Raw genomic sequence first — 26,587 nt, 5'->3', positions numbered from 1 at the left:
CTAATCGTTTCTTAAAGCCACTATTGGTTTTATATTTGACGCCTTTTTTGCTGGAAAATATCCCGCTATGGCACCGGCTATAATCAAAGCCAGCGTAGCACCAAATATTAGGGAGCTACTTACTCCAGGATCTTTAATAGAATATTTTTCCAAACCAGGACCAACCCATTCTAAAACGCCAATTCCCAAAAGCAGACCAAAATAGCCTGCTATGGTGGTTATCAATATAGATTCTAATAAAATGATGGAAACAATAGATTTGGGTGATGCCCCCAAAGCTTTTCTAATACCAATTTCTTTCGTGCGTTCCTTAACAATAAAAATCATGATATTACTGACCCCTACAACTCCTGCTATTAAAGTGCCAATACCTATAACAAAGATTATTACCGTTAATCCAAACGTCATTATTTCAACTTGTTTGGTGCCTTGAGCAAAATTCTGAACCATTATGGCTCTTTGATCGCTTCTGGCTACCGAAAACCGATCTTTTAACTTTTTGGTAATATCCGCACCGAAGGCCAATGCGGCATCACTATTCATTTCTGGGCTATAGGTTAAATGCATAAAGTCGATAAAATCCGTATTGCCGTAAAGTAACTGTGCTGTTGTTAAGGGCACATAAATAACCCGTTCCTCATTATCGCCTTCATCATCGGTAAAAATCCCAACAACTTTAAATGATATGCCATTTAAACTAACATACTTTCCTATGGCATTTTCCTTGGCGAACAATTCATCATTTACAACTTTACCAATTACAGCAACTTTGGTCTTATGATTTAAATCGTTTTGGTTGACATAACGTCCTTCACAAACCACATTATTCTCAATGAACATGTATTCCGGATGCACTGCCCTAAGTTGATAATTGTTCTTTTCGCCTTTAAAACTGGCCGTAACATTTCTATTGACTTTACTGGTCATATACTGCACCTTATCTCCAAACTCATCCATAATGAAGTCGTGATCTTCATTCTTAAACCGAATTAACCTACCCGCTTGAAGCCCTTTATGGGCTTTGGTTGTCATTCCTGGAAAAATAACTATGGAATTGTTGGCATCGGTACCAAAGGCTTCCTTAAACGTGTTTTGCAAACCGTTGGCAATGCCAAAAAGAATGGCGAAAAGTAGAATAGCAAATGCTACGGTAAAACCAGAAAGTACACTTCTGGTTCTATTTTTATTTATACTTTGAAATATTTCCCGCCAAAGGTCTAAATCAAACATGTTGTTGTGCCCTTACTTGCTTTATTTTTTTGTCTTCCATGATGACCCCATCGCGAAGCTTTACAATGCGTTTGCACATATTGGCAATGTCTTCTTCGTGGGTTACCATTAAAATGGTTTTTCCTTCGTCATTTAGCTGCTGAATAAAGGCCATAATGTCGTACGACGTTGTGCTGTCCAATGCCCCGGTAGGTTCATCGGCTAAAAGTAATTTAGGATTTGCCGCCAATGCCCTTGCAATGGCTACACGCTGGTTTTGACCTCCGGAAAGTTCCTTTGGTAGATGGTGCGCCCAATCGGCCAAGCCAACTTTCTCCAAATGGAACATGGCTTTTTCTTGACGCTCTTTACGTTTCATACCTTGATAATACAAAGGAAGCGCTACATTTTCAAGAGCGTTTTTGTAATTGATTAGGTTGAATGACTGAAAAATAAAACCCAAAAATTTATTTCGGTATAATGCTGCTTTTTTTTCGGTGAGATTTTTTATTGGCAAACCATCCAGAATATAATCTCCTGAATCGGCCTCATCCAGCATCCCTATAATATTGAGCAAAGTGGATTTACCTGAACCGGAAGACCCCATAATGGCCACCATTTCACCATCTTCAACATTTAAATCTATTCCTTTTAAAACATGTAAACTAGAATCTCCTATAGGATAGGATTTGTGAAGCTGATGGATTTTTAACATAACTTTGATTGATTTAAGTAGTGCTAATTGCTTTACAGTTAGACTATCAATACAAAGAAATGTTACATGAAAAGCAAATAAAAGTTTTTATTACTTTTTTAACGTATTGTATTTACGGTAAATAATGTAACCTATACCCCCAATTAGTATATAAGGTATGGCCATAAGGTAAATGATACCATCATTAATGCCCTTGGCAGCCGTTTGCCCTTCTTCGTTTTCCAACACGGCGCGACACATGGCACATTGGGCATTGCCATTTAGAAAAAAGACAAGTGAAAAGAGAAAAAAGACAACTTTTTGTTTCATAGTTAAAAGATTCTTCGACTCAAGTTTATCTTGAGCGGAGTCGAAAGGCTCCGAATAACCTTAAATATAATAAGGAGAAATCATAAGATAAACAATTACACCTGTGATAGCAACATACAACCACAAAGGAAAAGTCAATTTAGCTATTTTTCTATGTTTTTCAATATTATTTGTAATGGCTCGAACATAGGTTATTAAAACAAACGGAATAATAACCACAGATAAAATAATATGCGTCAATAGTACAAAATGATATATATAAAGTGCACTACCGACAGCTTCCTTCTCATTTGGGTCTAAAATCCCATTATGATTAATGTCACCAAATTTGGTGGAATCGCTAGTCATGTGATATGCCACATACATAACCAAAAAAGCTACAGAACACCAAATAGCCGTAGTCATTAAATTTTCATGAAGCACCAAATTTTTATTCTTTATAGCTTTAAATGCAATGATTAGAATTATTGCTGTTAACCCATTAATCGTAGCATAGATAGGAGGTAGAAAGGTTAATGGTTCTACATTGGGAATTCGAACTCCAAACAATATAGCAACTACTACTGGTATAACAACCGATAGAAGGATAATGAGTTTATTGTATTTCTTGTCGTCTAAAATCTCTTTTGTATTATTCATTGAGCAATTTTTTAATATCTTCTTTTAATGCACTTATTTCTTCTGGAGACCCGTCATCGTCCACCTTTTCCTCTTCTGAAACTATCCCTTTGTAATAGATTATTGGGTTTCCAAAAACATCTTTTCTAGATCTGATGAATCCGTTTTTATCAATAAGGGCAAAATTCCCTGAGTGTTCAAAACCGCCCGCAACTTCAGCTTCCTCAGCTGTATATAAATTAAAGCCTTCGTTAGCCAATTTGTAAATAGTTTCCTTATTCCCGGTCATTAAATGCCAATTTGGATTGGTGACACCGTACTGTTCAGCATAATTTTTTAAAACTTCAGGAGTATCATAATCTGGGTTTATGGTGAATGATGCAACACCAAAATCTCCAAAATCCTTAAATGTATTTTGAATCTGAATTAGGTTTCTATTCATTCTTGGGCAGATGGTAGGGCAAGTAGTAAAGAAAAATTCAATAACATAAACTTTACCTTCATAATCTTTGTTTGTTACCGTTTTTCCATTTTGATCGGTAAATGAAAATGCAGGCACTTTTTTTGGCTCTCCGTTAATTTCGATGAAAGCTAAGTTGGAACCAACTGATTTATTTTCTGTTGCATAATCACTTCTGCTTTCATTTCTAATCACATCTTTATTCGTAATCCGATCAATAATTTTGGGAATAAAAATGATTCCGAAAACAAGAATTATAAATGCGATTCCTATGTATGAATAATTTGTTTTTTTACTCATGGTTTTGATTTAAATCGTTTGCCCTTCTAACCTCAGAATTAAATTCGCCTTTTCGTTTTTGTCTATATTCTGTAAACAAAATGCGCATATCTTCGCTCATTTTATTTTTTATTTCGGCCACTTCAATGCAGTTGTAGGCATACAAACCGTACATGGGTTTGTTTTTTTCAATTTCACGATCCGTTCTATCGTCCAATCTACCGCGTTGGTTTAAGTCCTTATCAATAATAAATACATTATTTGATGATAAATCAGAGGAAAGTGGTTTAACGGATTTGAGACTATTAAACTGTTTCTTTAAATCTTCAAACTCGCCAAAAACAAAATGCCAGAATTTTAAATCTTCATAAGAACTAATCTCTGCTTTAAGCTTTTCAACGGCATCTTCTGTACCATTGGGCATTAAAATAACGATTTGAAACTTTTTGAAACCTTTAAACTTATCGTACACCAACTCTTTTAAATTCGATGCAGCGGTTGCATTATCGAGCGGATTAGCCCCAAAAAAACCAAGCACAGTAATATTATCTTTCAAGCCTATTTTTTCTTCAGAACTGGAAGCAAAATCATCTATATCCAAAACCTGTTCACTCACAATATCCAAAGGTATATAATTATGGGTTGCTGGATATAGCATTAATAAAAAAGTGACAGGAAGAAAAAATAAAATTCCTAAAATTAAATAACGACCAACTTTTTTTTGTTTCATCTGTTAATATATATTTTTTTAAAAGGTCAGATGTAACATCCAAATTATAATCTGTGCCATATTAAAATCCATAATGGATGTTTCATAAAAACAGGCTAGATTTCGCACTAAAAAAGCGTTGCAAAAATAAAAAAAGACGGTTTAAAAACCGTCTTTATATCTTAATTTAACACTTCAATACTGTACATCAACAGAACCAAAAATGCTTTTAAAAATCTCTTTTTATGAATCCTTCGTCATAAACTCTAAATACATAACCTCCCTCTTGCAATAAGATAAAAATCAAATAAAGAATCAAGAAAATAGCTGTCCATACAACCATACGTCTTAACGCTTTTACTTCATCGCGCATATGCATGAAATCCCAAGTAATGTAATAAGCTTTTACCAAAGTTAAAATGATGAAAATCCAGTTAAGCCCTTTCATGCCCAATATATGGAACATTAAACTTTCTGGCTTATATATACCTAGAGCTACCTCAACTGCCGTTACAATAGACAATAAAATTAAAACACCCCAAATTTTTTGGGTATTAGATTTGAATTTTATTAAACCTCTTAATATTGCTAAATTATGTCCGTGTGCCATTTTTTATTCTATTATCAATTAAACTAGGTAGAAGAATGTAAATACAAATACCCAAACCAAATCTACAAAGTGCCAGTAAAGACCAACTTTCTCTACCATTTCATAGTTTTTACGTCTTTCGTAAGTACCTAATATTACATTGAAAAATATAATGATATTAATCACTACTCCAGAAAATACGTGGAAACCGTGGAAACCAGTAATGAAGAAAAAGAAATCTGCAAATAATGGTGACCCATATTCATTTACGTGAAGATTGGCCCCTTCAACCACCAATTTACCGTTTTCCTTTATTTGCTTTAAAGATTCTTCTCTGGTTAAAACTGTTTTGTGTCCATGTTCATCCAACAATTGGCTTCTTACCAATATATTGTCGTGCTCTTCCAATCCGTTTATTACTTCTTCAACAGTGTATGGAGGCAAAGAACCTTCGGAAACAAACCATAAACCTGTATTCCTTTTATCTTGAACACGGTCGTGTTCCTCAACGGCAGCAAAATCCCTTATGGCTACACGATGACCATCAGTATCAACAAACTGTAAAATGTTTCCTCCTTTTGTTTGTACCGCTCCATAATCACCTTTTATAAAAGTTGCCCATTCCCATGCTTGAGATCCAACGAAAATCAAACCTCCAATAATGGTTAAAAACATGTATAATGTAACTTTCTTTTGATTTAAATGGTGACCAGCATCTACTGCTAATACCATGGTAACAGAGGACATGATAAGTATGAACGTCATAAAAGCCACATAAATCATTGGCAACTCCTGTCCGTGTAAAAACGGCACGTGGGTAAATACTTCGTCGGCAATTGGCCAGGCATCAATAAATTTGAATCTTGAAAATCCGTAAGCCGCTAAAAACCCAGAAAATGTTAAGGCATCAGAAACGATGAAAAACCACATCATCATTTTACCATAACTTGCTTTTAGTGGCTGGTTACCTCCACCCCAAGTTTTGCCTTCTACTACTGCTGTACTCATATATAATGGTTGTTATTTAAAAGTTGCACAAAAATAGTCATTTTATTTATCTAATAAAATATAAAAATAAAAAGAGGTATACCCACAGTATATCTATGAAATGCCAAAAGGTTGCCGCTAGTTCAAACCCTAGCATTTTGGTCGCATCATACTTTTGTTTAAAATGATTATAAATTACAACCAAAAGACAAATTAAACCTACAATAACGTGCAAAATATGCACAACTGCAATCAAATAAATGTAAGACATGGTTACATTACTGGTCGGGCCAGTAAAATTATACCCCAAGTCGATAATTTGCCGAAAGCCTGTAAACTGGTTGAAAATAAAAATTACTCCCAAAACAAGTGTAGCAAACAACAATAAGGAAGTACCATTTCTATTACCGTTTTTCAATGCTCTTTTAGCAAAAAGGAACGTTACGCTGCTCAAAACAATGACGATGGTACTCACCAAAAACGCATTGGGCAATACAAAATCTTTTAACCAATCGGGTCTTGAGCTACTAACAATAAAAGCACTTGTCCATCCCATAAAAGACATAATGAGGGAAACAATACCAAACCAGAGCATCATTTTCTTTGCTCTTGCGTTCTTTTCTTCTTGGGTACCTTGAGTTAAATCCATAGTTAACTTATAAATTTATCTATAACATATATAATCTGTACCAATGTAATATAGGAAACACTTACCAACATGAGTTGTTTTGCCGCCTTTTCAGTCATTTTATTGAATAATCTAACGGCATAATACAACATCCAAAGTCCAACTGCAAAAACCAATACAGCAGCCACAATAGATAAATGCAATCTGCCCGTAAAACCAAAAACTGGAATAACAGAAACTATGATGGTCCAAATAGTATACATCATCGTTTGTACTGCTGTTCCTTTATCTTGTTTCCCGGTTGGCAACATAAAAAACCCTGCTTTTTCATAATCGCTGAACAAAAACCAACCTATGGCCCAAAAGTGCGGGAATTGCCAAAAAAACTGTAGAGCGAACAACGTTCCTGGTTCAATACCAAAATCATCGGTAGCAGCTACCCAACCCAACATAAAAGGAATAGCACCTGGAATGGCACCTACAAAAACAGCCAAAGGCGTTTTAGTTTTTAAGGGCGTATAAACGCAAGTGTACAAAAAGATGGAAATTGCCCCAAACATTGCTGTTTGTTTGTTGATGGTATAAAGTATAATGACACCTAACAACGCAAAAATTGATGCTATAATAAAGGCAGTAGTTACCGACATCCGCCCAGCAGGAACTGGCCTATTTTTGGTTCGTTCCATCAAGGCATCCAAATCTTTTTCAATAATTTGATTGAACGCATTTGAAGCACCAACCATGAAATATCCTCCGAAAGCGAGTAAAATCAAGGTTTTTAAATCAACGGTTTCAACACCCAATAAATAACCAGCCAATGATGAAAACACCACACTCAAAGCCAAGCGCATTTTGGTGATTTCCTTAAAATCTGAAATTAAAGAAGGTGTTGCCAATGAAGATTTTGAGTTGCCCAATAGTACTTTTTCTTATCCGCTTTTAAATAGCGAGTGCAAAGATACTTCTTTAAAGCATTTTGAGCAATGGTTTTTAAACTGAATTGAAAACGGTTTTGATTGAAATGTTTTGGCTCTCAATTGACGATATGCTGAAACAAGGCTTCGACTGCGCTCAGCCTAACAGTCCAAGTAACACTTTCATTGTCAAAAATCAAAATACCAATTAAATAAATCTGTTCTTATTCCAAAATTTAACCAAACAGTATTGTTTTTAAAAGTTGAATTGGTTGTGGCTTCAGGATTAAAATTCCTAAATGAAATATCTGCAAAAATCTTTAAGTTGGATGCTGGGTTAACCAAATAGCCCGCTTGTAAATTCCCATAAAAGGTTGTGGTTTCAATTCCTTGGCCAACTTTAACACCAGTATCAAAAGGACGGTCGTCATAACTTCGGTATATATCGCCGCCATAGCTAAAATCATCTGTGCCATTATTAAAATCCAAACCACGTTTACCAAAAATTAATTTGGCATCGCCAAACCAACGTTGGTATCGGTAACGGCCGATAAAAATCGCTTCACTAAAGTTGGCTCCCCATAAATGGGCCATAGGCTGGTTATTATGCCCATAATTCAGCACAATGGTATTATGTGAATACGTGTATGGGCGCACACGATTGTACTCAAATTGCAACAACAAATTATCAACCTTAAAGGCATTATAATATTTTACGCCAAGTTGGTAACCGTACTTGTTTTTCCAACTTTTTTCTCCGCCTTTAATATCACCAAGTGAAAATTCATCCAATATAAATTGCCCATAAGCATTTACATTATCGCAAAATTTATATTTGGCTGAAGTCCCCAAAAGAGCGTTTCCAGCACCCTGACCTGTTTCAAATTCAATAGCCCTGAAAAAAATAATAGGGTTTAGGTAGTTTACATCAAAGCCACGATTGTTACTGTTTGTCCAAAGCACCGATTCAAACAAACCTAAATTCAATCGTTTTGAAATATTCCAACTTAAGTAATGATTAGCGATATATTTGGTCAAAAAAGCTTTGTCTTGTTCTACCTCATCCCTTACATCCTTAGCCCACATCCATGTATTGGTATATTTTATTTTCCAAAACTTGGTGTTCAATCTCAAAAATGGATGCGGACTTGCCACATCACTCAACAATAATGAACGGTAACCATCACCAATAAAGTTTTTGCCATGCCCAAACTGGATATTCATAAAATCGGTTGGCGCATACGATAAGTAAGCTTCAGCCACAGGGTAGTCATATGAATCCGTTTTAAAACGCTTTGCAATGCCACGCCCGGGAATGATTGCCGGATCGGGGCCAAAGGCCTTTAGGCTTTCTGAATATCTGTTTACATAATATGCAAAACGCCCTTGACTTTCAAAAACCGAAGAATAAAAATTGAGCTTTTTGCCCAAACCACCTTGTATCAAAATCCCACGAGTATTGTTGTATGTTGAACCCTCCTCGGAATCACTGCCTAATTGTAAATCAAAAATAGGGTCGATGGTAAACCAATAATCTTTTCCTTGTAATTGAACCAAATGCTCGTTCCACAGCTTTTTTCCCACCCAAGTATTGGTTGACTTTTTTAATTGTTCTTGCTCTGCCTTAAAATCATAATATTTTGAAACTTCTTCATATACAAAAGGCTTGGATGCCGTATGGCTATTGGTTCCAACCAAGTTCATTCTTCTATCAAACCTGGCATAATCACTATGGGTAAATTGAATATTCAATTGGCTATTATAAGCTTGGTTTTCAAAAGCTAACAAATTGGCATTAACACTATCAAATTCCTTCTTGGCTCTTTCTTCTTCTTTTGAAATTTCGTTTTCCTGAGCCAAATCTTGGGTAACAACAGTTTGATTTTGCAACGGTATTTTTATGGGCATTGAGTATTGCTTAAATGTTTTTCTGCCATTGTAAGTTGCCGGTGATATTTGTGGCAATGTTGCAAAAACATTTTTTGCTTCTTCCTTGAGCTCATTGTATAGGGCATCTACATAAATCACCCGAAACTTGCCCAAGGTATCAACCTCAAAAAGCACCACTACCTCACCTTTATAATTTTGGTTTGAAATGTGCTGAGGTACTTTAAAATTATTGTAAACATGGTTGATCACCTGCTTATCAAAACATGTTTGTAAATCATTTATAGCTGTAGTATCGCACGCTGGAAAAATAGGAGGCTTTTCATTTGAAATGGCGTTTTGAGCATAACCATTATGTAGTGCAAAAAGTAGGAACAGTACAATAAATTGCTTCATGCTGATTTGTTGCGTGTTGATTTAGGGTTGAAAGATACTATATATTTTAATAATGCCCATTAAAAAAGCCGTTATCGTATCTGTGATAACGGCTTTGCAAACTAAAAATTATGTGCTATTTATTGCACCTGAAATATAATTGGTAAATCGTAAACGACTCCAACATTTTTATTGTTTTGCCTACCTGGAGTCATTTCTGGCATCAATTTTATTACTCGTTTTGCCTCTTCACTTAGTTCTGGAATTGGAGCCTTGGTTTGTATATCGTTTACATTACCTGTTTTGTCTATAGTGAACCTGACAAAAATCTTTTGTTTTCCAGACAACCCGTAATCAGATGCTATATCACCTCCTTCAAATTTTCTTTGAATAAGTTTCGTGATTTTATCAGACATGCATTTTCTTCTTTCATCATTGTTTTTTGATTTTTCGCACCCAGGATAGATAGGTACATTTTGGATAAATCTAATAGGAACATTTTCTTCAACCGGTTCATCAATTACATTTACTTTACTGGGGTCAATAGGTTCATCTGAGGCTAAATTTTGTTCACTGGTAATGATTTTAAGTTCATTTTTAATTTGAAAATCATTATTAACCTCTTCAATCTCATCAATCAATTTGGTTACATTTTGAGCCTCCTTTTGTTGCTCTGGCTTTGGTTCTTCATACGCCTTGAAATTTTCAATGTAAATTTCTTCTGGGTCATTCGGAGGCAAAACCTCTGTTATGACAGGAATTGTTTTTTCAAACCTCATCTCCAGCAAACCAAAGGCCGCCAGTAAACAGACAATTAGCCCTATTTGAAAATAAAGGGTAGAGTTTTTTTGTAAATTTGCTTCATACTTTTGCGATTTTTTCACGATTTGCTCATTTTGCCGAATGAGTTCGTGAGATTTCTTTTGATTTCTCATAATAATTATAGTTTAAATGTTAATATTATGATAAAGTCACAATAAGCATACCAAAAAGAAATCCCGTTACGGTTTTTGTAACGGGATTTTATGTATTCAATTCAGATCAAGAAATCGTTCAAAGTTTTGGCATAAAAAAACCTCGAATAAAAATTCGAGGTTTTTAATTTATAAATAATAATCTAAGTTATTAATCTTGAACTTGGAAAATAATTGGCAACGAATATGGAACGTTTACAGGTTTACCACGTTGTTTTCCTGGTTTCATTTTTGGCAATAAGCCAATAACACGTGCAGCCTCCTTTTCTAATCCTGGGTGCGGAGCTCTGGCACGTACACCTGTAATACTTCCAGTTTTGTCTATTTTGAAAATTACGTTGATACGTTGTCTTCCTGATAAACCTAGTTCACTAGCCAATTCTGTATTGAATTTTTTATTAACGAATTGTGATATCTTTTGAGACATACAATCTCTCTTTGCATTATTGTTTGGCTCATTTTCACATCCTGGGAAAACAGGTACATTTTCAATTACAGAGAATGGAACATCAATGTCTTCCTCAACTTCAACAACCTCTACTTCTTCAACCTCAACAATTTCTGTTTCTTGATCAACCTCGGTAGATTCAATTACTGTTTCCTCTACTTCAACCTCATCCTCAACAATCTCAATCACCTCAGGCGCTGCTGGTGGTGGTGGTGGCGGTGGTGGAGTTTGGATTTGCTCTGTTAATGGAATTTCTTCTTCAAGCTCCTCTTCCATAACTACCATTCCTATATCAATATCTGACTCATCATAAGTTTTGTAATTGATGGCATAGTTTGTTAGGAAAAGCATAAGTGCTAAACCAATGGCAAAGTAAAGTGAACTGTTTCGCCCAACATTAGCTTTTGGATTTTTTTTAGGTTCCATAATTTAATCGTTTATCAAGATTGCTAAAATAACTATTTATTTTTCAAAAATGCAAGCGTTTAAGAGTTTTTAACTTGTAAAGCGTGCTTAAACCAAAGTGCTATTGAAGCCAGTAGTGACCCTAGACTATTGGCAAAAATATCATGAACATCCAATGTTCTATAATCTGTCAAGACATCTTGTAACACCTCAATAATTATACCAAAAATTAGAGCAAATACCAAGGCATAAACAATTGACTTATTTGTTTTTAACCCAAAGTGGTAATTCCAAGTGCCAAACCACAAAATGGTCAGCAACACGTAGGCTAAAAAATGGAAAATCTTATCACCAAAGTAAACTCCTATATCAGGCAAATCATTCAGCCTCACTAAGCATACCATGGCTAAGGCCAAGGTGTATGCGAGGGTAAGAAAAAGCATTACTTTTTTAAGCACCTATCAGGGCTTTATAGTCATCGGCCGACATTAAGCCGTCCACTTCTGAAGCATCAGAACACTTTACTTTTATCATCCAGCCTTCACCGTAAGGGTCGGTATTCACCTTTTCTGGCTCATCTTCCAAAGACTCATTAAATTCGATGATTTCACCAGATATGGGCAAAAACAAATCAGAAACAGTTTTAACCGCCTCAACGGTCCCAAAAATTTCTTCAGCAGCCAAAGTTTCATCTAAAGTTTCTACTTCAACGTAAACAATATCACCCAATTCACTTTGTGCAAAATCGGTAATTCCAATGGTTGCAATATCGCCATCCATGGCAACCCATTCGTGGTCTTTAGTATATTTTAATTCTGAAGGAATGTTCATTTTCTCTTTTAAATTTAAAATTTAACAAATGTATTTATTCGCACCTAAAATTCAAACAGATTATGTGTTAATTCCCGAAATTATATCTGATAGTAATTCCAGATCTAATAGTGGTCTGCGGGAACGCTGTAGAAATAGCATAATCAGAGAAGGTGTAATCAAAATATAAGATACCCGTTAAATTTTTGCTGAATGCATAATCAGCCGAATACTTTAATCCCCAGATGGTTTGCCCTGACGTGACTTGATTATTTTCTAAATCCAAATACCTAATGATTGTTTTGTTGTCTCTCACAGAAATATCGGCCTTCATATTTAAATCGCTTACAATACGTCTACGCGGACCAGCCAATTTAGAACGGATGCGTAAATCCTTGATTCGGTAGCCCAACCCGATCACATATTCATTGCCTTGCACCTCGGTCATTAAATTGTTATCGAAACTCAAGGAAAGCAATCTGTCTTTTTTGATTTCAGCAAGAATTTTAACCGAATTTTTCATTTCGAAATCCAAACGAACCAACGGACTGAACATTTCTGTTAAGTTAATATTGCTGAAGAGGCGTGCATTTTTAAAATCACCCGATTGATTCAGTGCTTCTTGCGGCTGACTTGAATATGGTGTTTCTGGAACTGGCTGTTCATTATCAGCAGAATTCAAATTCAAATTGAGGTTGGTTGTAAATTGGTTAATCGTGTATGTTGAACGGTAACCATGGGTTAATGAGAACCTTTTAAAATGCTTTTTAAACCATTCAAATTTCATAAACCCAGTATATTTTAAATCCCAGTTGGGTATAGGCACGTCTCTAAAAGCCGATGTCTTTACTTTACTTGCATCTTGGCCTGTGTAAGCTGCCAAGAATGCTGGCAACAACACTTTCTGGCTATTTTTGCCAAAACCTAACGGGAAGCCATCCTCAGGATTTCTTTCATAGGCCGTTGTTCCATAGAATTTTTCGGCCAATCGTTCAGCTATAATCAATCGGTTTGTTCTAAAGTCATTGAAAGCATCCGATTGGGTTTCGTCACTTTTACCAAAAGCTGTCTTTATTAATATTGTTGAAATGTTGAAGTTTCCAAATGTATTTGGCGTTAACGGATTGTAAATTCCATTTTGCACATTATAATTCTCGGCATAATTTTCATAATAAGCTCTATTGCCAATCAAATCTATTTTTAAATCGGTAACGGGTTGTAAACTTGCCGATAAATCCAATTGTTTTGTATTTGTAGCCGTGTACTGTTGATTAAACTCTGGAAAAACCGTTAACCAACCTCTTCTCGCTGCCAGATATCTTACATCGCTTTGACTACCAAAAGTAAAACCAACTGTTGGCTTTAGGGTTCCTATAAAGCCTGGCGTTCTGGTATAACCTGGTAAAAATATACCATTGTTTTCTGAATAGCTTGCTTGAATTCTTTTAACGGTTGTTAAAATATCAACACCTGCATTTAGTATTTTGGTTAGCGATTGGCTTTTCGGTTTTTTTGGTTTATTGTTCTCTGTATTTGCTCCTGGAGGTCCACCAGGTGTCCTTCTTTGGGTCACGTTTCTAACAGGTTTTTTAACCAAGCCAATATATTTGTAAAAACTATTCATGTCCAAAGCCGCATTGATATTATGTATGTTTGAGTTTTGGATATTGTTTCCTAAATCATAGGTTTGTCCATCCAATTCGACATTTCCAAACAAATCCGATCCCTTTTGCCATTGAAAACTGCCTGTATATTGGTAGGTGGCATCTATAAAACTGAATGTTGGTATTTTATTGATAGGCAATTGATAAGTAACACCTAAATTTTGGGTTTGCCTATTGGGGTCACCAACATCAAGAAGGCCGTCCCAAACATCTAATGTTTCATCCTGTTCACCACGGATTAAATCGTTATCCTTAAAATAGTTTCTAACAATATTGTTGTTCGCCGCCGTGAAATTGAGCTGTAAGGCATCGGTTAAATTATAGTTGATGGTATATTGAAAATCGAAGGTGTAATTTCTTCTGAACAATTCTTCAATCCCAATATTTGCTCCTGTTAAATCAACTTCCCTAAATTTTTGTCTGTTAAACTGCCTGTTGATATCGGTATTGACCGTAAAGCTTGATGGCATTAAATTAAGGTTGAAATCTTTTATGATTTTCCAATATTTACCTCGGAACAAAGAATCGCTATTTTTAAATGGCTCCAACTTAACGGGATTAAAATTGTGTGCATAATTGGCACCCACGCGCAAAGTTTTATTTACGGAGTTTTCAATTTCAAAATCACGATGCTCCACCTTGTTATACGAATAATTTAAAGTAAGGTTTTCAACGTCATAAAATCTTGGAGTCTTATCTGTGGTTCTATTTTTTCTAACCCCAATAAAATTGATGCTTTGGCGTTTTGTGTAGTCTTCTGATTGCCTTTTGACACGTTCACGCTCAGCATTATCATTGGCCGCTTCCAACCTAGAATCTAGGGTTAAATCTTTATAAAACTGATCATACTTTGGTGTGATTAATTCTTCACTTTGCCCGTAATTAAATGGCAATTGAATACCCCATTTTTTTGGTAAAAGCTGACCAACATTTACATTGGTAACTACATCATATTGCTTCACGTCTTCCAGACTACGTTGGCTTGGCCCTTGCTCCAAGGCTCCAAAACCAGAAGTGCTTTGTCTTCCTGTGGCGCTAATATTTGCAAAATCGGCAATGTTACTATCCATACTTACAACGGCAGCCCAACCACCCTCGTTATCTAAATCGGAAAGGCGCAATTCATTAAACCAAACTTCTGCACACAAATCATCACTATTGGTGACGTTTTTAACACCAACCATCAACGTTCTAATATCACCAAAATTAGGATTACCTTTAATACCAACACGATGTTGATTAATAACATATCCGCCAAATGGGTCATTTGCCAAAACAATATCCCCACTTATAATATCATAGAATGTTGGGTCCTCATTGCTCAAGGTCATATCTGAAATACCTTGCGCCTTGACCTTGCCAAGAATTTCTATTGGTAAATTAATTTCGTTTTCGGTTGGCCAAAGCCCCTCCCTAGTCCTAGAAGTTGAAACCACCAATGGTATTTCTATCTGATAGTAGTTTTCCGTAAGGTCATTACCCATTCTAATAAACCCAACCAAATCGCCATCGGTTAAATTACCAGTGCCTGAATCATCGTCATCTTCAGCATGCATAAACATTCTCATACGCTTGTACTGACGCATGTCTAAGTTGATGTTTTTAAAGACTGCCCGTGAATCTTTAGACTCCAAATTACAAACATTTACTACCAGCGATTGCTCATTTTGACGCACCACAGTATTGTTATTGAACAATTGCTCTGGCTCAATGCCGGGCGGGCGTTCGTAACTGCCTTCATTTTGCAATGTCCCAATAACCCCAACAGAAAAATCAGTTTGTGGGTCGCTTGGTTCTGGGTCGTTTTTATCCAAAACTTGGGTGTAACGTCTCCAATCGCTTCGCACTAAATCTAAAGTAGCAAAACGGAACACCGTTGGCTCTGTAAATTCCTTTAAATAGATTCTTGCAAATCGAACTGATCTTAAATCGTTAATGCCTCCTATGGCCTTAACATGGGCACCTTGAACGGGAATTCTAAATTGGTACCATCTAACTACTTCTGACTCACCATTTGGGAAACCACGTTGGCGCTCTTTATAATCTCGGAGGAATTGTTTCAAAGGATTTGAATCTGGTAAATTATCAAAGTCGCCTTGGCTTTCTGGGAGATTTTGTCTTGTAAGATCTAATTCGTACTCAAAGTAGCTGTTAATCGTGTTCATGGTATTGTCACGATTAATATCCTCAACATCGGGCTGGGTGTTAGCGCCTCGGTTTGTGTTAGAAAAGGTATCCGGTGTGTTACCCTCTACACCATTAAATCTTTTGTACCGCTCAAAAATATCCCCATCAGCATTTAAAAAATAAGAATAGTTATCGTTTGAAGGGTCATCACCAAACTGACTTCCAAATGTATTAATTTCCTCAACGTCGTCATAACCATCATACCCCACATCTTGATTGGTACGCTCTTGCCCCGTAGTATCAAAAGCATAAATTAAGGACTGGTTTTGTGGCACAACCGTTCCCCAACTTGTTGGGGTTTGCTGCAATAAACTTATGTCTCCATTTTCAGGCAATCCGTTTTCATAAAGTTTTTTACCATCTCGAATAATATCCTCTGAAATATTACCTAAGTTGAACACCAATTTACCTCCAGGATTACCTGGATTACCTTGAAACGGATCTTGTAACCAAAAATCAATGTATTCTACGTTTTGTTGTTCAAAATCGGTTGATGTTATTTGTCTTGTAATCCCTGCCCAGGCATTTTCAGGGTCAGGAATAGTACCATTAGCTGAAGTTGGATCAAAATTATAAGGTCCTCTTTCATTCGGGTAATAGGCTAAATCAAGCGAATATAAAACCGAATTTTGCCCTTGTACCAAATCCTGATCTGGGAAAAGCTCATTGATAAATACACGGCTGGTATATAGATCTGAAAGGTCGTCGTCTGTTATACCATCTGGGCGTTGGCTACTATAGAAAATCGGGTCTATGGTGTACCAATTTAACATGGCACGATTAAATCCATTATCTATAATATTGTCATCCTCAGGGTCTGGATTGCCATCACCATTTAAATCCAAAGGCCTACTGGATAAAAACCACGATTGCTGTGATCTTAAATCGATACCATTTTGCGACCCCTCAAAATCGTCGATATAAGAGGTTGCCTCACCATTTAAATCTGTTCCTTTTGGAGCACCTGGTGCAAGATATGCAAACTCCCCACGAAGCGATAAATTCGATTCCACATCAGTATCAATGTTCGGCAATTTATTGGCCAAACGCGTTAAAAACGGCACTTTGGTTGAATAGTTTCCGTTTACACCAAATATGGTGTTATTGATGGACTCTGAACCATAATTGGCCTTTTGTGTAATTGGGCGCTCATTAAGATTCAACAATGTAGCTCCTAAAACAAATTTTTCATTGAATTTGTGTTCAATGTTAAACCCTGTAAATCGTCTTGTTTGCTGTCCAAAAACAGCGTTGTTCTCTGTTGAAACTTCAATGGGCGTATTCGATGCCTTCAGTGCTTCGTCTAAAATCTGAACTCTTCCTAATTGATAATTTACCGTATAATCGATACCTTCAACAAGCACTCTACCGCCCGCAGTTACACGCACAGAACCCCTTGGTACGTTAAAAGATCCTATAGGAATTCCGTCACTACCTGTTGATTTATAACGACCTTTTATTTTAAATTTGTTCTTTTCAGCTTCCTCAAGTGCCGCTGTTTTAGTGCTGTTATAAAGAGTATAAAAAACATATTTTCGCTGGTTTTCATCCCAAGTTGTGTCGTCGTCATAATTACCATTTCCCAAGACATTGAAAAGATATTCACCAAAAGGCTCCGAACTGGTAAACACAATTTTTCCGTTTTGCGGAATTACAGTAATCCGTGGAACAAAATCGAAAAATCCGTCACCTCTAGATTGCGGATCGTTATTGAAATTCAACTTATCCAAATTAAACACCCTTAAAAGCGGTGAGTTTTCAATCAAATCATCCTCTGGGGTGGAACCATTAACGGGGTTTCTGTTGATATCTAAAGCAAAACTTGCCCCCACTGGTGTGATGAAGTTTAATGGGGAAGCTTCGTTGTAAAAAATATTAAGTTTAAAATCGTCCTGACTTAGATTGTAAGCACCTGTATCGTAAATGTTTTTCATCATCAGGTCCCAAATAGGCAAATCTACATTGGTGATGCTACTTTTTAATAATTTTAAAACCAAACTTGAATTTACTACCGATGTAACTTGACCTTGGTTGTTTGTTTGCACATCTGTAGCATCAATACCATCATTAGCGAATTCACCAACTTGATACACCTTACCAGCAACGGTGTACTGAAATGCCACTGCCAAAACCTCATCGTTGTTCAAACGTTGGTTTAAGGAAATATACCCCAATTCGGTATTCAAAGTATATTCTTGGCCTCGAGTCAGTTTTCTGGCATTTTCCAACTTAGCATAATCAAAACCTTCGTTTACCTGATTGGACAAACTACCAAACCCCTGGCTTGCCGTTGAAATATCTCTAATCTGTTCCGTTAAAACACCACCCGATCCAATGGCTGTTGGGTCAAACGCATTATTCCCATTATCTGGAAATGCTCCGGGACCAGCAGAAACACTCACATTGGCGTATACTTTGTCGCTTTCACCTAAATCCTGAAGCGCCACTATATTCCTCACATTTTCTGTACGGTTGCTTCGGTTGGTTATCCATACTTCCAAACGGGTAATTTGCAACCCTTTATTATTTATAAATGGATAATTAGCCAATGCAGCATCATAAGTATCCTTAAAATACTGGGCTAAAAAGAAGTGCCTATTTTCGTCATAATCCCTTATAAACAATTCAAACTCCTCCAATGTGCCTCCACCTTGTGCCACCACAGTATTCCCTTGCGATTTTTGCTCCGAAAACACACCCGTTACTGTAGTTCTACCAAACTGAAGCTGAGCCTTTACACCAAATAAACTTTGTGCACCCGTTATGAGCGAACTGTTTAATGGCATGCTAACATTACCTACCTCTATTTTTTGGATGATATCATCTTCCGTTGGGGTATATTCCAACTTGATTAAGTTCTGAAAATCGAAAGTAGATTGTGTATCGTAATTGGCAGTGACCTGAAGCCTTGTGCCGACTTTACCCAATAAACTTAAACTAATACGTTGGTCAAAATCAAAGGTAAAATTGCTTCGGTTACGTGGCGAAAACGATGGGTTGTCTTGCTTTGAAAACAATATACCCAAATCCATTTCCACAGAACCTTGTGGCACGACCTCAATAACGTTGCTTCCAAAAATGCTTTCAAAAAAATCAGATTTTACATAAAACTCTGGGAGGAGGTTTTTCTGTTCTTCTTCTGCTCCTTCCTTTTTACCATCAAAAGCATCAATTTTTTCCTTGTAATAACCTCTTAAATTTTCTCTAGCCACCAATGCATAATATTCATCTGGCGTTAAAATTATGGGGTAATTGATATTGAAACTTCCTATTTTCTCGGTATAAATATATCGGTCGGTTACAGGGTCATAGGTATATTTTGACTCAATACTATTGGGATTGGGAATCTTTAGTTCACCAACATTGTAACCTGGCACAATAGAATCTTGGGCAGGTTCTTGTGCCCGTGACACTGTTGAGAAAAATAAAACACAAGCTAAAAAGATGTATTGTTTAATTGATTGGTAAGATTTCAGGTTAGTTTTCTTCAAAATAATTACAAATTTTTTAAAGCCTGTTTAATTATAGTTTCAACGTTGGCATCTGGTTGCGCAACCATAATTTTGTCCACAACACGCTCTGCCTGCTTTTTCACAAAACCAAGCACTTCTAAAGCAGATAACGCTTCATCTTTGTTGGTATTGCCTTTTGAAACCGAAACTTCATCAATATCATAGATCTTTAAAATCTTATCTTTTAAATCGATGATAACACGTTGTGCAGTTTTGGTTCCAATACCTTTTATAGACTGGATTAAAGCAACATCGCCCGTGGCAATTCCTTCCCTAACTTGTTTTGGTGTTAAAGACGAAAGCATGGTACGCGCAGTACTTGCCCCAATACCACTTACAGATATCAATAATCTAAAAATTTCGCGTTCGGCTAGCGATGAAAAACCATAAAGTGTATGGGCATCTTCCTTAACTTGAAGATGTGTAAACAGTTTTAAGTTTTCAGCATCTGGTATTTGGGAATAAGTATGTAGTGAAATATTTAACATGTAGCCCACCCCGTTACAATCAATAACCACATGTGTTGGATTTTTCTCAGTAAGTTTCCCTTGAATATGAGTTATCATCTACAGCAATTCGTTAACCGACCAAATGTAATAAATTTATTTTCAAATGAATTACTGTGCGTCCTCCTTTTCCAACTGCTCCTTGTGCTGAGCATCAATAACAGCAATAGCAGTCATGTTTACAATTTCATCTACGCTTGCCCCCAATTGCAAAATATGTACAGGTTTGCGCATACCCATCATAATAGGCCCAATGGAATCGGCTTCATTTAATGCCTTAAGCAATTTATAAGTGATGTTAGCTGAATCTAAATTTGGAAAAATTAATGTGTTTACTTTTTTGCCCACTAATTTTGAAAACGGGAACCGCTCTTCCAGCATCTCATTATTCAAGGCAAAATCGGTTTGCAACTCACCATCAACAATCATATCTGGATAATAACGATGTAAATTGGCCACAGCATCACGAACTTTTGAAGCTCTTTCGTTTACAGATGAACCAAAGTTTGAATATGAAATCATGGCCATTACTGGAGTCATTCCAAACATTTTAACCACATGAGAAGTCATTTGAGCTATTTTGGTAAGCACTTTGGCATCTGGATCTATATTAATGGAGGTATCACTTAAAAACAGCGGACCGCGTTTAGTCATCATTACATTAGTCGTTGCCACACGGTTTACTCCCTCGGCCATGCCAATTAACTCGAGCATCGGTTTTACAACGCTTGGGTAATTTCTAGAATACCCTGAAATAAGTGCATCGGCATCGCCTTCATTTACCATCATAGCCGCAAAATAATTACGCTCACGCATTAACCGCTGTGCAGAGTAATAGGTTACACCTCTGCGTTTACGCTGCTCCCAGTATACTTTGGCGTATTTGTTTTTCCTCTCGTTTTCTTCTTCTGTTTTTGGATCTATTAAAAGAACATCATCAGCTTCAAACTCAATTTCGGCCATCAGGCTTTTAATGGTCTCTATTCTTCCCAATAGAATAGGAATGGCAACACCTTCCTCATAAACTATTTGGGCAGCTTTAATCACAGCTAGTTGATCGGCTTCTGCAAAAACCACACGTTTAGGATTCGATTTTGCCCGGTTAAGCAGCAATCTAACCAACTTATTATCTGACCCGAGGCGCTCCCTCAAGGTATCTTTATACCCCTCCCAATCTGTAATTGGCGATTGCGCAACGCCGCTTTCCATGGCAGCTTTCGCTACAGCCGGAGGCACTTCGGCAATCAATCGTGGATCGAACGGTTTAGGGATAATGTATTCTTTGCCAAATGCCAATCTTGTTTCGCCATAAGCTATATTTACCTGTTCTGGGACAGGCTCTTTTGCCAATCGCGCCAAGGCTTCTACCGCAGCCATTTTCATAGCTTCGTTTATTTTGGTGGCACGAACATCCAAAGCACCCCTGAAGATGAACGGGAAACCAAGTACGTTGTTTACTTGATTAGGATGGTCACTTCGGCCAGTTGCCATAATAACATCTTTTCTTGTGGCTATGGCTAAATCGTATTTTATTTCTGGGTCTGGATTTGCCATGGCAAACACAATAGGGTTTTTTGCCATAGACTTTAGCATTTCTGGAGATAACACGTTCGCCATGGATAAACCGATAAACACATCGGAATCTATCATAGCCTCCTCAAGAGTGTCTATTTTGCGGTGGGTGGCGAATTCAGCCTTTTCAGCAGACAGATTTTCTCTATCATCACGGATGACGCCTTTGCTATCCAGCATAACCATGTTTTCGCGTTTTGCACCAAAAGCTTGGTACAACCGTGAACAGGAAATGGCTGCGGCCCCAGCTCCACTGATTACTATTTTTGCTTCTTCTATCTTCCTTTTTGTAAGTTCAAGGGCATTAATCAACGCCGCCGCCGAGATGATGGCCGTACCATGTTGGTCATCATGCATTACTGGAATATCAAGCTCTTCCTTTAAACGTCTTTCAATTTCAAAAGCTTCTGGAGCCTTGATATCCTCAAGGTTTATTCCCCCGAAGGTAGGAGCGATATTTTTGACGGTTTCAATAAATTCATCAATATTTTCCGTATCAACTTCTATATCAAAAACATCAATATCGGCGAAAATTTTAAAAAGCAAACCTTTACCTTCCATAACAGGTTTTGAGGCTTCGGGACCTATATTCCCCAAACCTAAAACAGCCGTACCGTTTGAAATTACCGCTACCAAGTTCCCTTTTGCAGTGTATTTGTAAGCGTTGTTTTTGTCTTTCTCAATTTCCAAACAAGGTGCCGCAACACCTGGTGAATAAGCCAAAGACAAATCGCGTTGGCTGGAATATTTTTTGGTTGGAACAACTTTTATTTTACCCGGAACAGGCTTTGCGTGATATATAAGGGCCTCTCTACGTTTACTTTCTTCGCTCATCGTCTTTGGTTAATTAACTAAACGAACAAAGATAAGAAACCAATTGGATGGGTAATCTGATTTTTTGTGATTTTTGAGCTATTTTTTCACCCTTGGGAAGGCTTAGTTATTTTTAAAATAAGCTTCAACCTGCTTTTTATAACTCCTTGAAATTGGCAGCGAGCATTCAGCGTTAATGACTATTTCATTTCCGTTTAAGGTTGCCAAGTCTGGGTTGACCAAAAAAGACCTGTGAATACGCACAAAACTATTCAGTTTTTGTTCCCATTCCGAAATTTTTATATTGTTTTTATATTGGGTTCCGTCCTTCAAAACAGCTAATGTAAAATCGCCCCTACTTTCAACATAAGCTAAATTACTTAGTTGAATAATTGTTTTTTTCTATCACTGTAAATAGGTATTGTTTCTTTTGCTATGCTGTTCGATTTCTTAAAAAGGATATATTCGAGAAGAATGAAAAAACCAATAATCATCCAAATAAAAAATGGATTAATCAATATTTTCTCTAATGCATCGGCCTTCAATTCTAAAAAATACCAATAAGTTATTGTGATGGCCACGTAACCCCAGTTCAATGATATCAACGATAAAAAAAGATACCGCAGCCATTTTTTTACGCCAGTAAAAGGCTTTGTCTTTGCTATTCCAAACTTTACAATAAATGCAGCCGGCAATAAAAAGAGAGCAATCAACCAGGCATCCCAAAAAAAAGGAATGGAGTTTTGAAGCAAAAAGGCAATTAAAAAAGATGCCGTTATCCAATAAATCACTTTAAAAATTTGACCTTTACTCATGCCGTAAAAATATGATAAATCATTATAAATAATCCTTAAATTTGAAGTGACAGCCCTTTAATATTGGATTTAACAGCTGTAGACAGGTTTATAACATTGCCCAAAAAACACCTTTGTTATAGTTTTGAATGTAAACTTTTAAAACAAAAATTATGTTAGATTTATTTTACCAAGGTGGGCCATTATTTATGACCATCCTTACTATTTTACTACTAGGTGTTATTGTATGTTTTTGGAAATTTCCTGAATGGATAAAAGAAGTTGGCCTTTTGGCTCTTTCCTTTGGAATATTAGGGCAAATTATAGGCTTGTACATTGCATTTCAAGGCATTGAAGAAATGGGACAAGTAAGCCAAGAAATGATGGCTGGTGGGTTAAAGGTGAGTTCCATTACAACTATTTATGGATTGTTAATCTATATTGTTTCTTTGGCACTGAGATTAATAAACAAAACCAAATTAAATCATTAAATACCGCTAAGCTGGATCAACAAATGCCATTATTTCCGAGTAAGATATTTTGGGATTAGCCCCCTCACTTTGGGCAACTAGTGCACCCACAGCACAAGCGAAATCAATTGCTTCTTGTGGGTTCACTTTTTTAAGAAGTTGGCTTACCAAAGAAGCCAAAAAGGAATCACCAGCGCCAACGGTATCAACCACTTTAATCAGGTAGCCACTATTGTAATACAATTTACCATTGTATAATAAAACAGCACCGTGTTCGCCTTTGGTAACACATATATGTTTGGTTAGTGTTGCCTCGGCTATGAAATTGATATTTTGCTCTAATGATTTGTATTTTGAGCCCAAAGCCTGGCTTACCTCGTAAAGCTCTTCATCATTGAATTTGATAAAATCAGCCTTTTTCATGAGATGGACAAGCACCTCTTTTGTATAATACGGCCTCCTAAGATTTAGGTCAAAAATTTTATACTTTGCCAATTCAATAAGGCTGTAAAGCGTATTTCTTGAACTTTCATCCCGTGCCACCAAACTTCCAAAAACAAAGGCGTCAGCTTTTTGAACATGTTTTTTGGATGCCTCTGTCAACCTAATTTTATCCCAAGCCTTTGGGTATTTTATATCATAAGAAGCCGAGCCCTTTTCATTTAGCATGACTTTTACTTTACCAGTTTTATATTCTTGGTTAACTTGAACCAAATTAGTTTTAACACCACATTCATTGAGGTAACTTAAAATTTTATCACCAGATTTATCTTTCCCCACAGCACTAATCATAGAGACATCATTACCCAAAGACTGTAAGCGACTGGCAACGTTTAAAGGCGCACCCCCTATTTTTTTATGGGTTGGAAAAACATCAAACAACACTTCCCCGAAACAAATAATTTGTGACATATCTTAAGATTTAAAAATCCAGGAGAATCAAATATTAAATTCCCCTGGATTAAAAACTAAACTAACTCAAACAAAAACTTATATTCCAATTTAATAATTCGGATTTTGATCATACAAACCTCCGGTAAAATCTATTTCCCTTTGAGGAATTGGGTAATATTCATCGCGTCCAGCCGTGAATTTCGCATTCGCCAAAAAGTCTTTTCTTGTTTTTTCCACATCAAGATAAGCATTTAATACATCTGCCGCAATACCCCATCTTACAAGATCAAAAAATCTTGGGCCTTCCATACCAAACTCCAATCGTCTTTCAAACATCAAGGCTTTCCATGCGTCTGCTTTTGACATCCCCATTGGGTATGTCCCAACATTGTAAACATCGGTTGCGCCTGCATCAAGTTGTCTCTGGGTACTTACGGCAGCTCTATTTCGGATGTCATTGATTATTGTAACACCAGCATCAACCTGATCCATTTGTATCAACGCTTCTGCTTTAAATAATAATACATCGGCATACCTAATAAAGTCCACGTTTTTAGAAGTTCCCACAAATGGCCCTTCTTTTACATAGCATGAACAATCTGGAGCCTGTTGCTCTTTCATATTGCCAAAGTAACCATATACACCTGGGTCTCTTGCCCAGCTAAAGTTATAAACCATATCTCCAGCTTCATTAACCGTATTGCGGTACTTAAACGGGCGCCCCGGTATACCAACCGTATGGTCGATTCTTGGGTCTAGAGTTACTCCTGCTGTCAATGGTGATTCTCCGTTGGCATCTACAGTATCAAAAATATTGGTGTCGTTAAACGTATCTAGCAAAGGCAATCCTGAAGCATCAGTTTTGAATGCATTAACCATATTATGGCTAGCCAAATGAAAACCACAACAACCGTACAAACCGGTACCGTGAGGTGAATTTAACCCTGTTACAAAGCTAACCCTACTTACTGTAGTACCATCGTTTATAGAAAATTGAGCCGCCCAAATAGATTCAGGTCCATTATCAAAACCATCCAAGAAATTATTACCAAAATCTGGTTCTAAACTACCTGTAACTTCATCTGCAAAATCTACTACCTCTTGCAAATGAGACATGTTAATGTTCGTTACTTGGTGCATATCATTTTGTTCGTAAGCCTGGTACAAACGTAGTTTAGCCAAATAGGCTGCAGCGGCATTTCTATCAGCTCGCCCTACTTGATCCTGTGCCTGTGGCAAATTGTTATAAGCAAACAAGAAATCCTCTGCAATGGTGTTCCATAAGTCGTCATTATCAACCTTGTTGGATATTTGCAAGAGTTCTTCCTGTGAAAATCCTTCAGTGATATAAGGGATTTTTTTGAACAATAATTTTAGCATAAAATGGCAATGAGCTCTTAAAAAACGCAATTCTGCTTGTCTGGTAGTTTTTTCGTCGTAATCTGCATCAGGAATTTCATTTATTACCGATAGTGCGAAATTAGCTCTCGATATAGCTTTATAATAGTTTGTCCAGGTTCTAGGTCCCATCCAATCTGATGGATCATCAGCAGCTGTTAAATTATATTGCTCATACCGATCAACTATATCCACATCGCCTCGACCTCCACCACCTTTGTATGCATCGTCAGAGCGCACACTGCCAAATACCCACATATGTGTTAAAGGGCCGACCATATCATCGTTTGCAATACCTGCGTAAGCAGCTACAACCAATGCTTCTGCATTTTCTGCAGTTGCAACGTTTTCGTTAGAGAGCACACCTTCTGGTTCGTACTCTAAAAAGTCTTTGGAACAACTTACCAAAATGAATCCGGCAATAATTCCTATAAAAAGTGTTGTTATATTTTTCATGTTTA

At 36.8% G+C, this 26,587-nt stretch carries 23 protein-coding genes; 1 reads left to right on the top strand and 22 read right to left on the bottom strand.

The window, feature by feature from the left end:
* From ACB104_RS07175 to ACB104_RS07080, 20 genes are all read right to left on the bottom strand, one after another.
* Window positions 1-1,230, bottom strand: a complete 1,230-nt coding sequence (locus ACB104_RS07175; RefSeq protein ID WP_370477604.1) for an ABC transporter permease — start codon at window positions 1,228-1,230, stop codon at window positions 1-3.
* Window positions 1,223-1,924 carry an ABC transporter ATP-binding protein gene (locus ACB104_RS07170; RefSeq protein WP_370477603.1) on the bottom strand — a complete coding sequence of 234 codons (702 nt, stop codon included), beginning with the start codon at window positions 1,922-1,924 and terminating at the stop codon, window positions 1,223-1,225. The genes ACB104_RS07175 and ACB104_RS07170 overlap by 8 nt, the downstream gene beginning before the upstream one ends.
* A gap of 90 nt (window positions 1,925-2,014) precedes the next feature.
* Window positions 2,015-2,233, bottom strand: coding sequence for a hypothetical protein (locus ACB104_RS07165; protein ID WP_370477602.1), 219 nt, complete (start codon window positions 2,231-2,233; stop codon window positions 2,015-2,017).
* A 60-nt stretch (window positions 2,234-2,293) separates the two neighbouring features.
* Window positions 2,294-2,872 (bottom strand): DUF420 domain-containing protein, encoded by a 579-nt coding sequence (locus ACB104_RS07160; protein ID WP_370477601.1) that lies wholly within the window; start codon window positions 2,870-2,872, stop codon window positions 2,294-2,296.
* Complete coding sequence (locus tag ACB104_RS07155) at window positions 2,865-3,611, bottom strand: SCO family protein (protein WP_370477600.1); 747 nt, start codon at window positions 3,609-3,611, stop codon at window positions 2,865-2,867. Before ACB104_RS07155 ends, ACB104_RS07160 begins: the two co-directional genes overlap by 8 nt.
* Entirely contained in the window at window positions 3,604-4,320 is a 717-nt protein-coding gene (locus ACB104_RS07150; protein ID WP_370477599.1) for a hypothetical protein, read from the bottom strand. Before ACB104_RS07150 ends, ACB104_RS07155 begins: the two co-directional genes overlap by 8 nt.
* Window positions 4,321-4,528: 208 nt before the next feature.
* Window positions 4,529-4,909: a cytochrome C oxidase subunit IV family protein gene (locus ACB104_RS07145; protein WP_370477598.1), complete on the bottom strand. Its 381-nt coding sequence runs from the start codon at window positions 4,907-4,909 to the stop codon at window positions 4,529-4,531.
* A gap of 18 nt (window positions 4,910-4,927) precedes the next feature.
* Window positions 4,928-5,896 carry a cytochrome c oxidase subunit 3 gene (locus ACB104_RS07140; protein ID WP_370477597.1) on the bottom strand — a complete coding sequence of 323 codons (969 nt, stop codon included), beginning with the start codon at window positions 5,894-5,896 and terminating at the stop codon, window positions 4,928-4,930.
* A 46-nt stretch (window positions 5,897-5,942) separates the two neighbouring features.
* Entirely contained in the window at window positions 5,943-6,524 is a 582-nt protein-coding gene (locus ACB104_RS07135; protein ID WP_370477596.1) for a cytochrome c oxidase subunit 3, read from the bottom strand.
* A 2-nt stretch (window positions 6,525-6,526) separates the two neighbouring features.
* Window positions 6,527-7,420, bottom strand: coding sequence for a heme o synthase (gene cyoE / locus ACB104_RS07130; protein WP_370477595.1), 894 nt, complete (start codon window positions 7,418-7,420; stop codon window positions 6,527-6,529).
* A 186-nt stretch (window positions 7,421-7,606) separates the two neighbouring features.
* The gene (remB, locus tag ACB104_RS07125) at window positions 7,607-9,700 is read right to left on the bottom strand and encodes a gliding motility outer membrane protein RemB (protein WP_370477594.1); all 2,094 of its coding nucleotides are present in this window, start codon (window positions 9,698-9,700) and stop codon (window positions 7,607-7,609) included.
* Window positions 9,701-9,819: 119 nt separating this feature from the next.
* On the bottom strand, window positions 9,820-10,614 hold the full coding sequence (locus ACB104_RS07120; protein WP_370477593.1) for an energy transducer TonB: 795 nt from the start codon (window positions 10,612-10,614) through the stop codon (window positions 9,820-9,822).
* 190 nt (window positions 10,615-10,804) lie between these two features.
* Window positions 10,805-11,527: an energy transducer TonB gene (locus ACB104_RS07115; RefSeq protein WP_370477592.1), complete on the bottom strand. Its 723-nt coding sequence runs from the start codon at window positions 11,525-11,527 to the stop codon at window positions 10,805-10,807.
* Window positions 11,528-11,586: 59 nt separating this feature from the next.
* Entirely contained in the window at window positions 11,587-11,949 is a 363-nt protein-coding gene (locus ACB104_RS07110; RefSeq protein ID WP_370477591.1) for a VanZ family protein, read from the bottom strand.
* Between the two features lie 7 nt (window positions 11,950-11,956).
* A complete protein-coding gene (gene gcvH / locus ACB104_RS07105; protein ID WP_370477590.1) occupies window positions 11,957-12,337 on the bottom strand; it encodes a glycine cleavage system protein GcvH in 381 nt (126 codons plus the stop codon).
* A gap of 67 nt (window positions 12,338-12,404) precedes the next feature.
* The gene (gene sov / locus ACB104_RS07100) at window positions 12,405-19,658 is read right to left on the bottom strand and encodes a T9SS outer membrane translocon Sov/SprA (RefSeq protein ID WP_370477589.1); all 7,254 of its coding nucleotides are present in this window, start codon (window positions 19,656-19,658) and stop codon (window positions 12,405-12,407) included.
* Window positions 19,659-19,663: 5 nt separating this feature from the next.
* The gene (gene ruvA / locus ACB104_RS07095) at window positions 19,664-20,245 is read right to left on the bottom strand and encodes a Holliday junction branch migration protein RuvA (RefSeq protein WP_370477588.1); all 582 of its coding nucleotides are present in this window, start codon (window positions 20,243-20,245) and stop codon (window positions 19,664-19,666) included.
* Between the two features lie 51 nt (window positions 20,246-20,296).
* Window positions 20,297-22,591, bottom strand: a complete 2,295-nt coding sequence (locus tag ACB104_RS07090; protein ID WP_370477587.1) for an NADP-dependent malic enzyme — start codon at window positions 22,589-22,591, stop codon at window positions 20,297-20,299.
* A gap of 102 nt (window positions 22,592-22,693) precedes the next feature.
* Window positions 22,694-22,903: a LytTR family transcriptional regulator DNA-binding domain-containing protein gene (locus ACB104_RS07085; RefSeq protein ID WP_440871014.1), complete on the bottom strand. Its 210-nt coding sequence runs from the start codon at window positions 22,901-22,903 to the stop codon at window positions 22,694-22,696.
* Window positions 22,904-22,950: 47 nt separating this feature from the next.
* The gene (locus ACB104_RS07080; RefSeq protein ID WP_370477586.1) at window positions 22,951-23,385 is read right to left on the bottom strand and encodes a hypothetical protein; all 435 of its coding nucleotides are present in this window, start codon (window positions 23,383-23,385) and stop codon (window positions 22,951-22,953) included.
* A gap of 152 nt (window positions 23,386-23,537) precedes the next feature.
* On the opposite strand from ACB104_RS07080, the gene ACB104_RS07075 reads away from it, so the two are divergent.
* Window positions 23,538-23,855, top strand: coding sequence for a MotA/TolQ/ExbB proton channel family protein (locus ACB104_RS07075; protein ID WP_370477585.1), 318 nt, complete (start codon window positions 23,538-23,540; stop codon window positions 23,853-23,855).
* 6 nt (window positions 23,856-23,861) lie between these two features.
* On the opposite strand, the gene ACB104_RS07070 is transcribed toward ACB104_RS07075, so the two are convergent.
* Both ACB104_RS07070 and ACB104_RS07065 read right to left on the bottom strand, forming a co-directional pair.
* Window positions 23,862-24,746 (bottom strand): carbohydrate kinase family protein, encoded by an 885-nt coding sequence (locus tag ACB104_RS07070; protein ID WP_370477584.1) that lies wholly within the window; start codon window positions 24,744-24,746, stop codon window positions 23,862-23,864.
* 90 nt (window positions 24,747-24,836) lie between these two features.
* Window positions 24,837-26,582: a RagB/SusD family nutrient uptake outer membrane protein gene (locus tag ACB104_RS07065; protein ID WP_370477583.1), complete on the bottom strand. Its 1,746-nt coding sequence runs from the start codon at window positions 26,580-26,582 to the stop codon at window positions 24,837-24,839.
* Window positions 26,583-26,587: the final 5 nt, after the last annotated feature.

The organism is Tamlana flava (assembly GCF_041287255.1).
GTDB classification, from domain to species: Bacteria; Bacteroidota; Bacteroidia; order Flavobacteriales; family Flavobacteriaceae; genus Tamlana; species Tamlana flava.
Note: the sequence above shows the minus strand (reverse complement) of the source record. Positions and strands in the feature narration are given on the sequence as shown.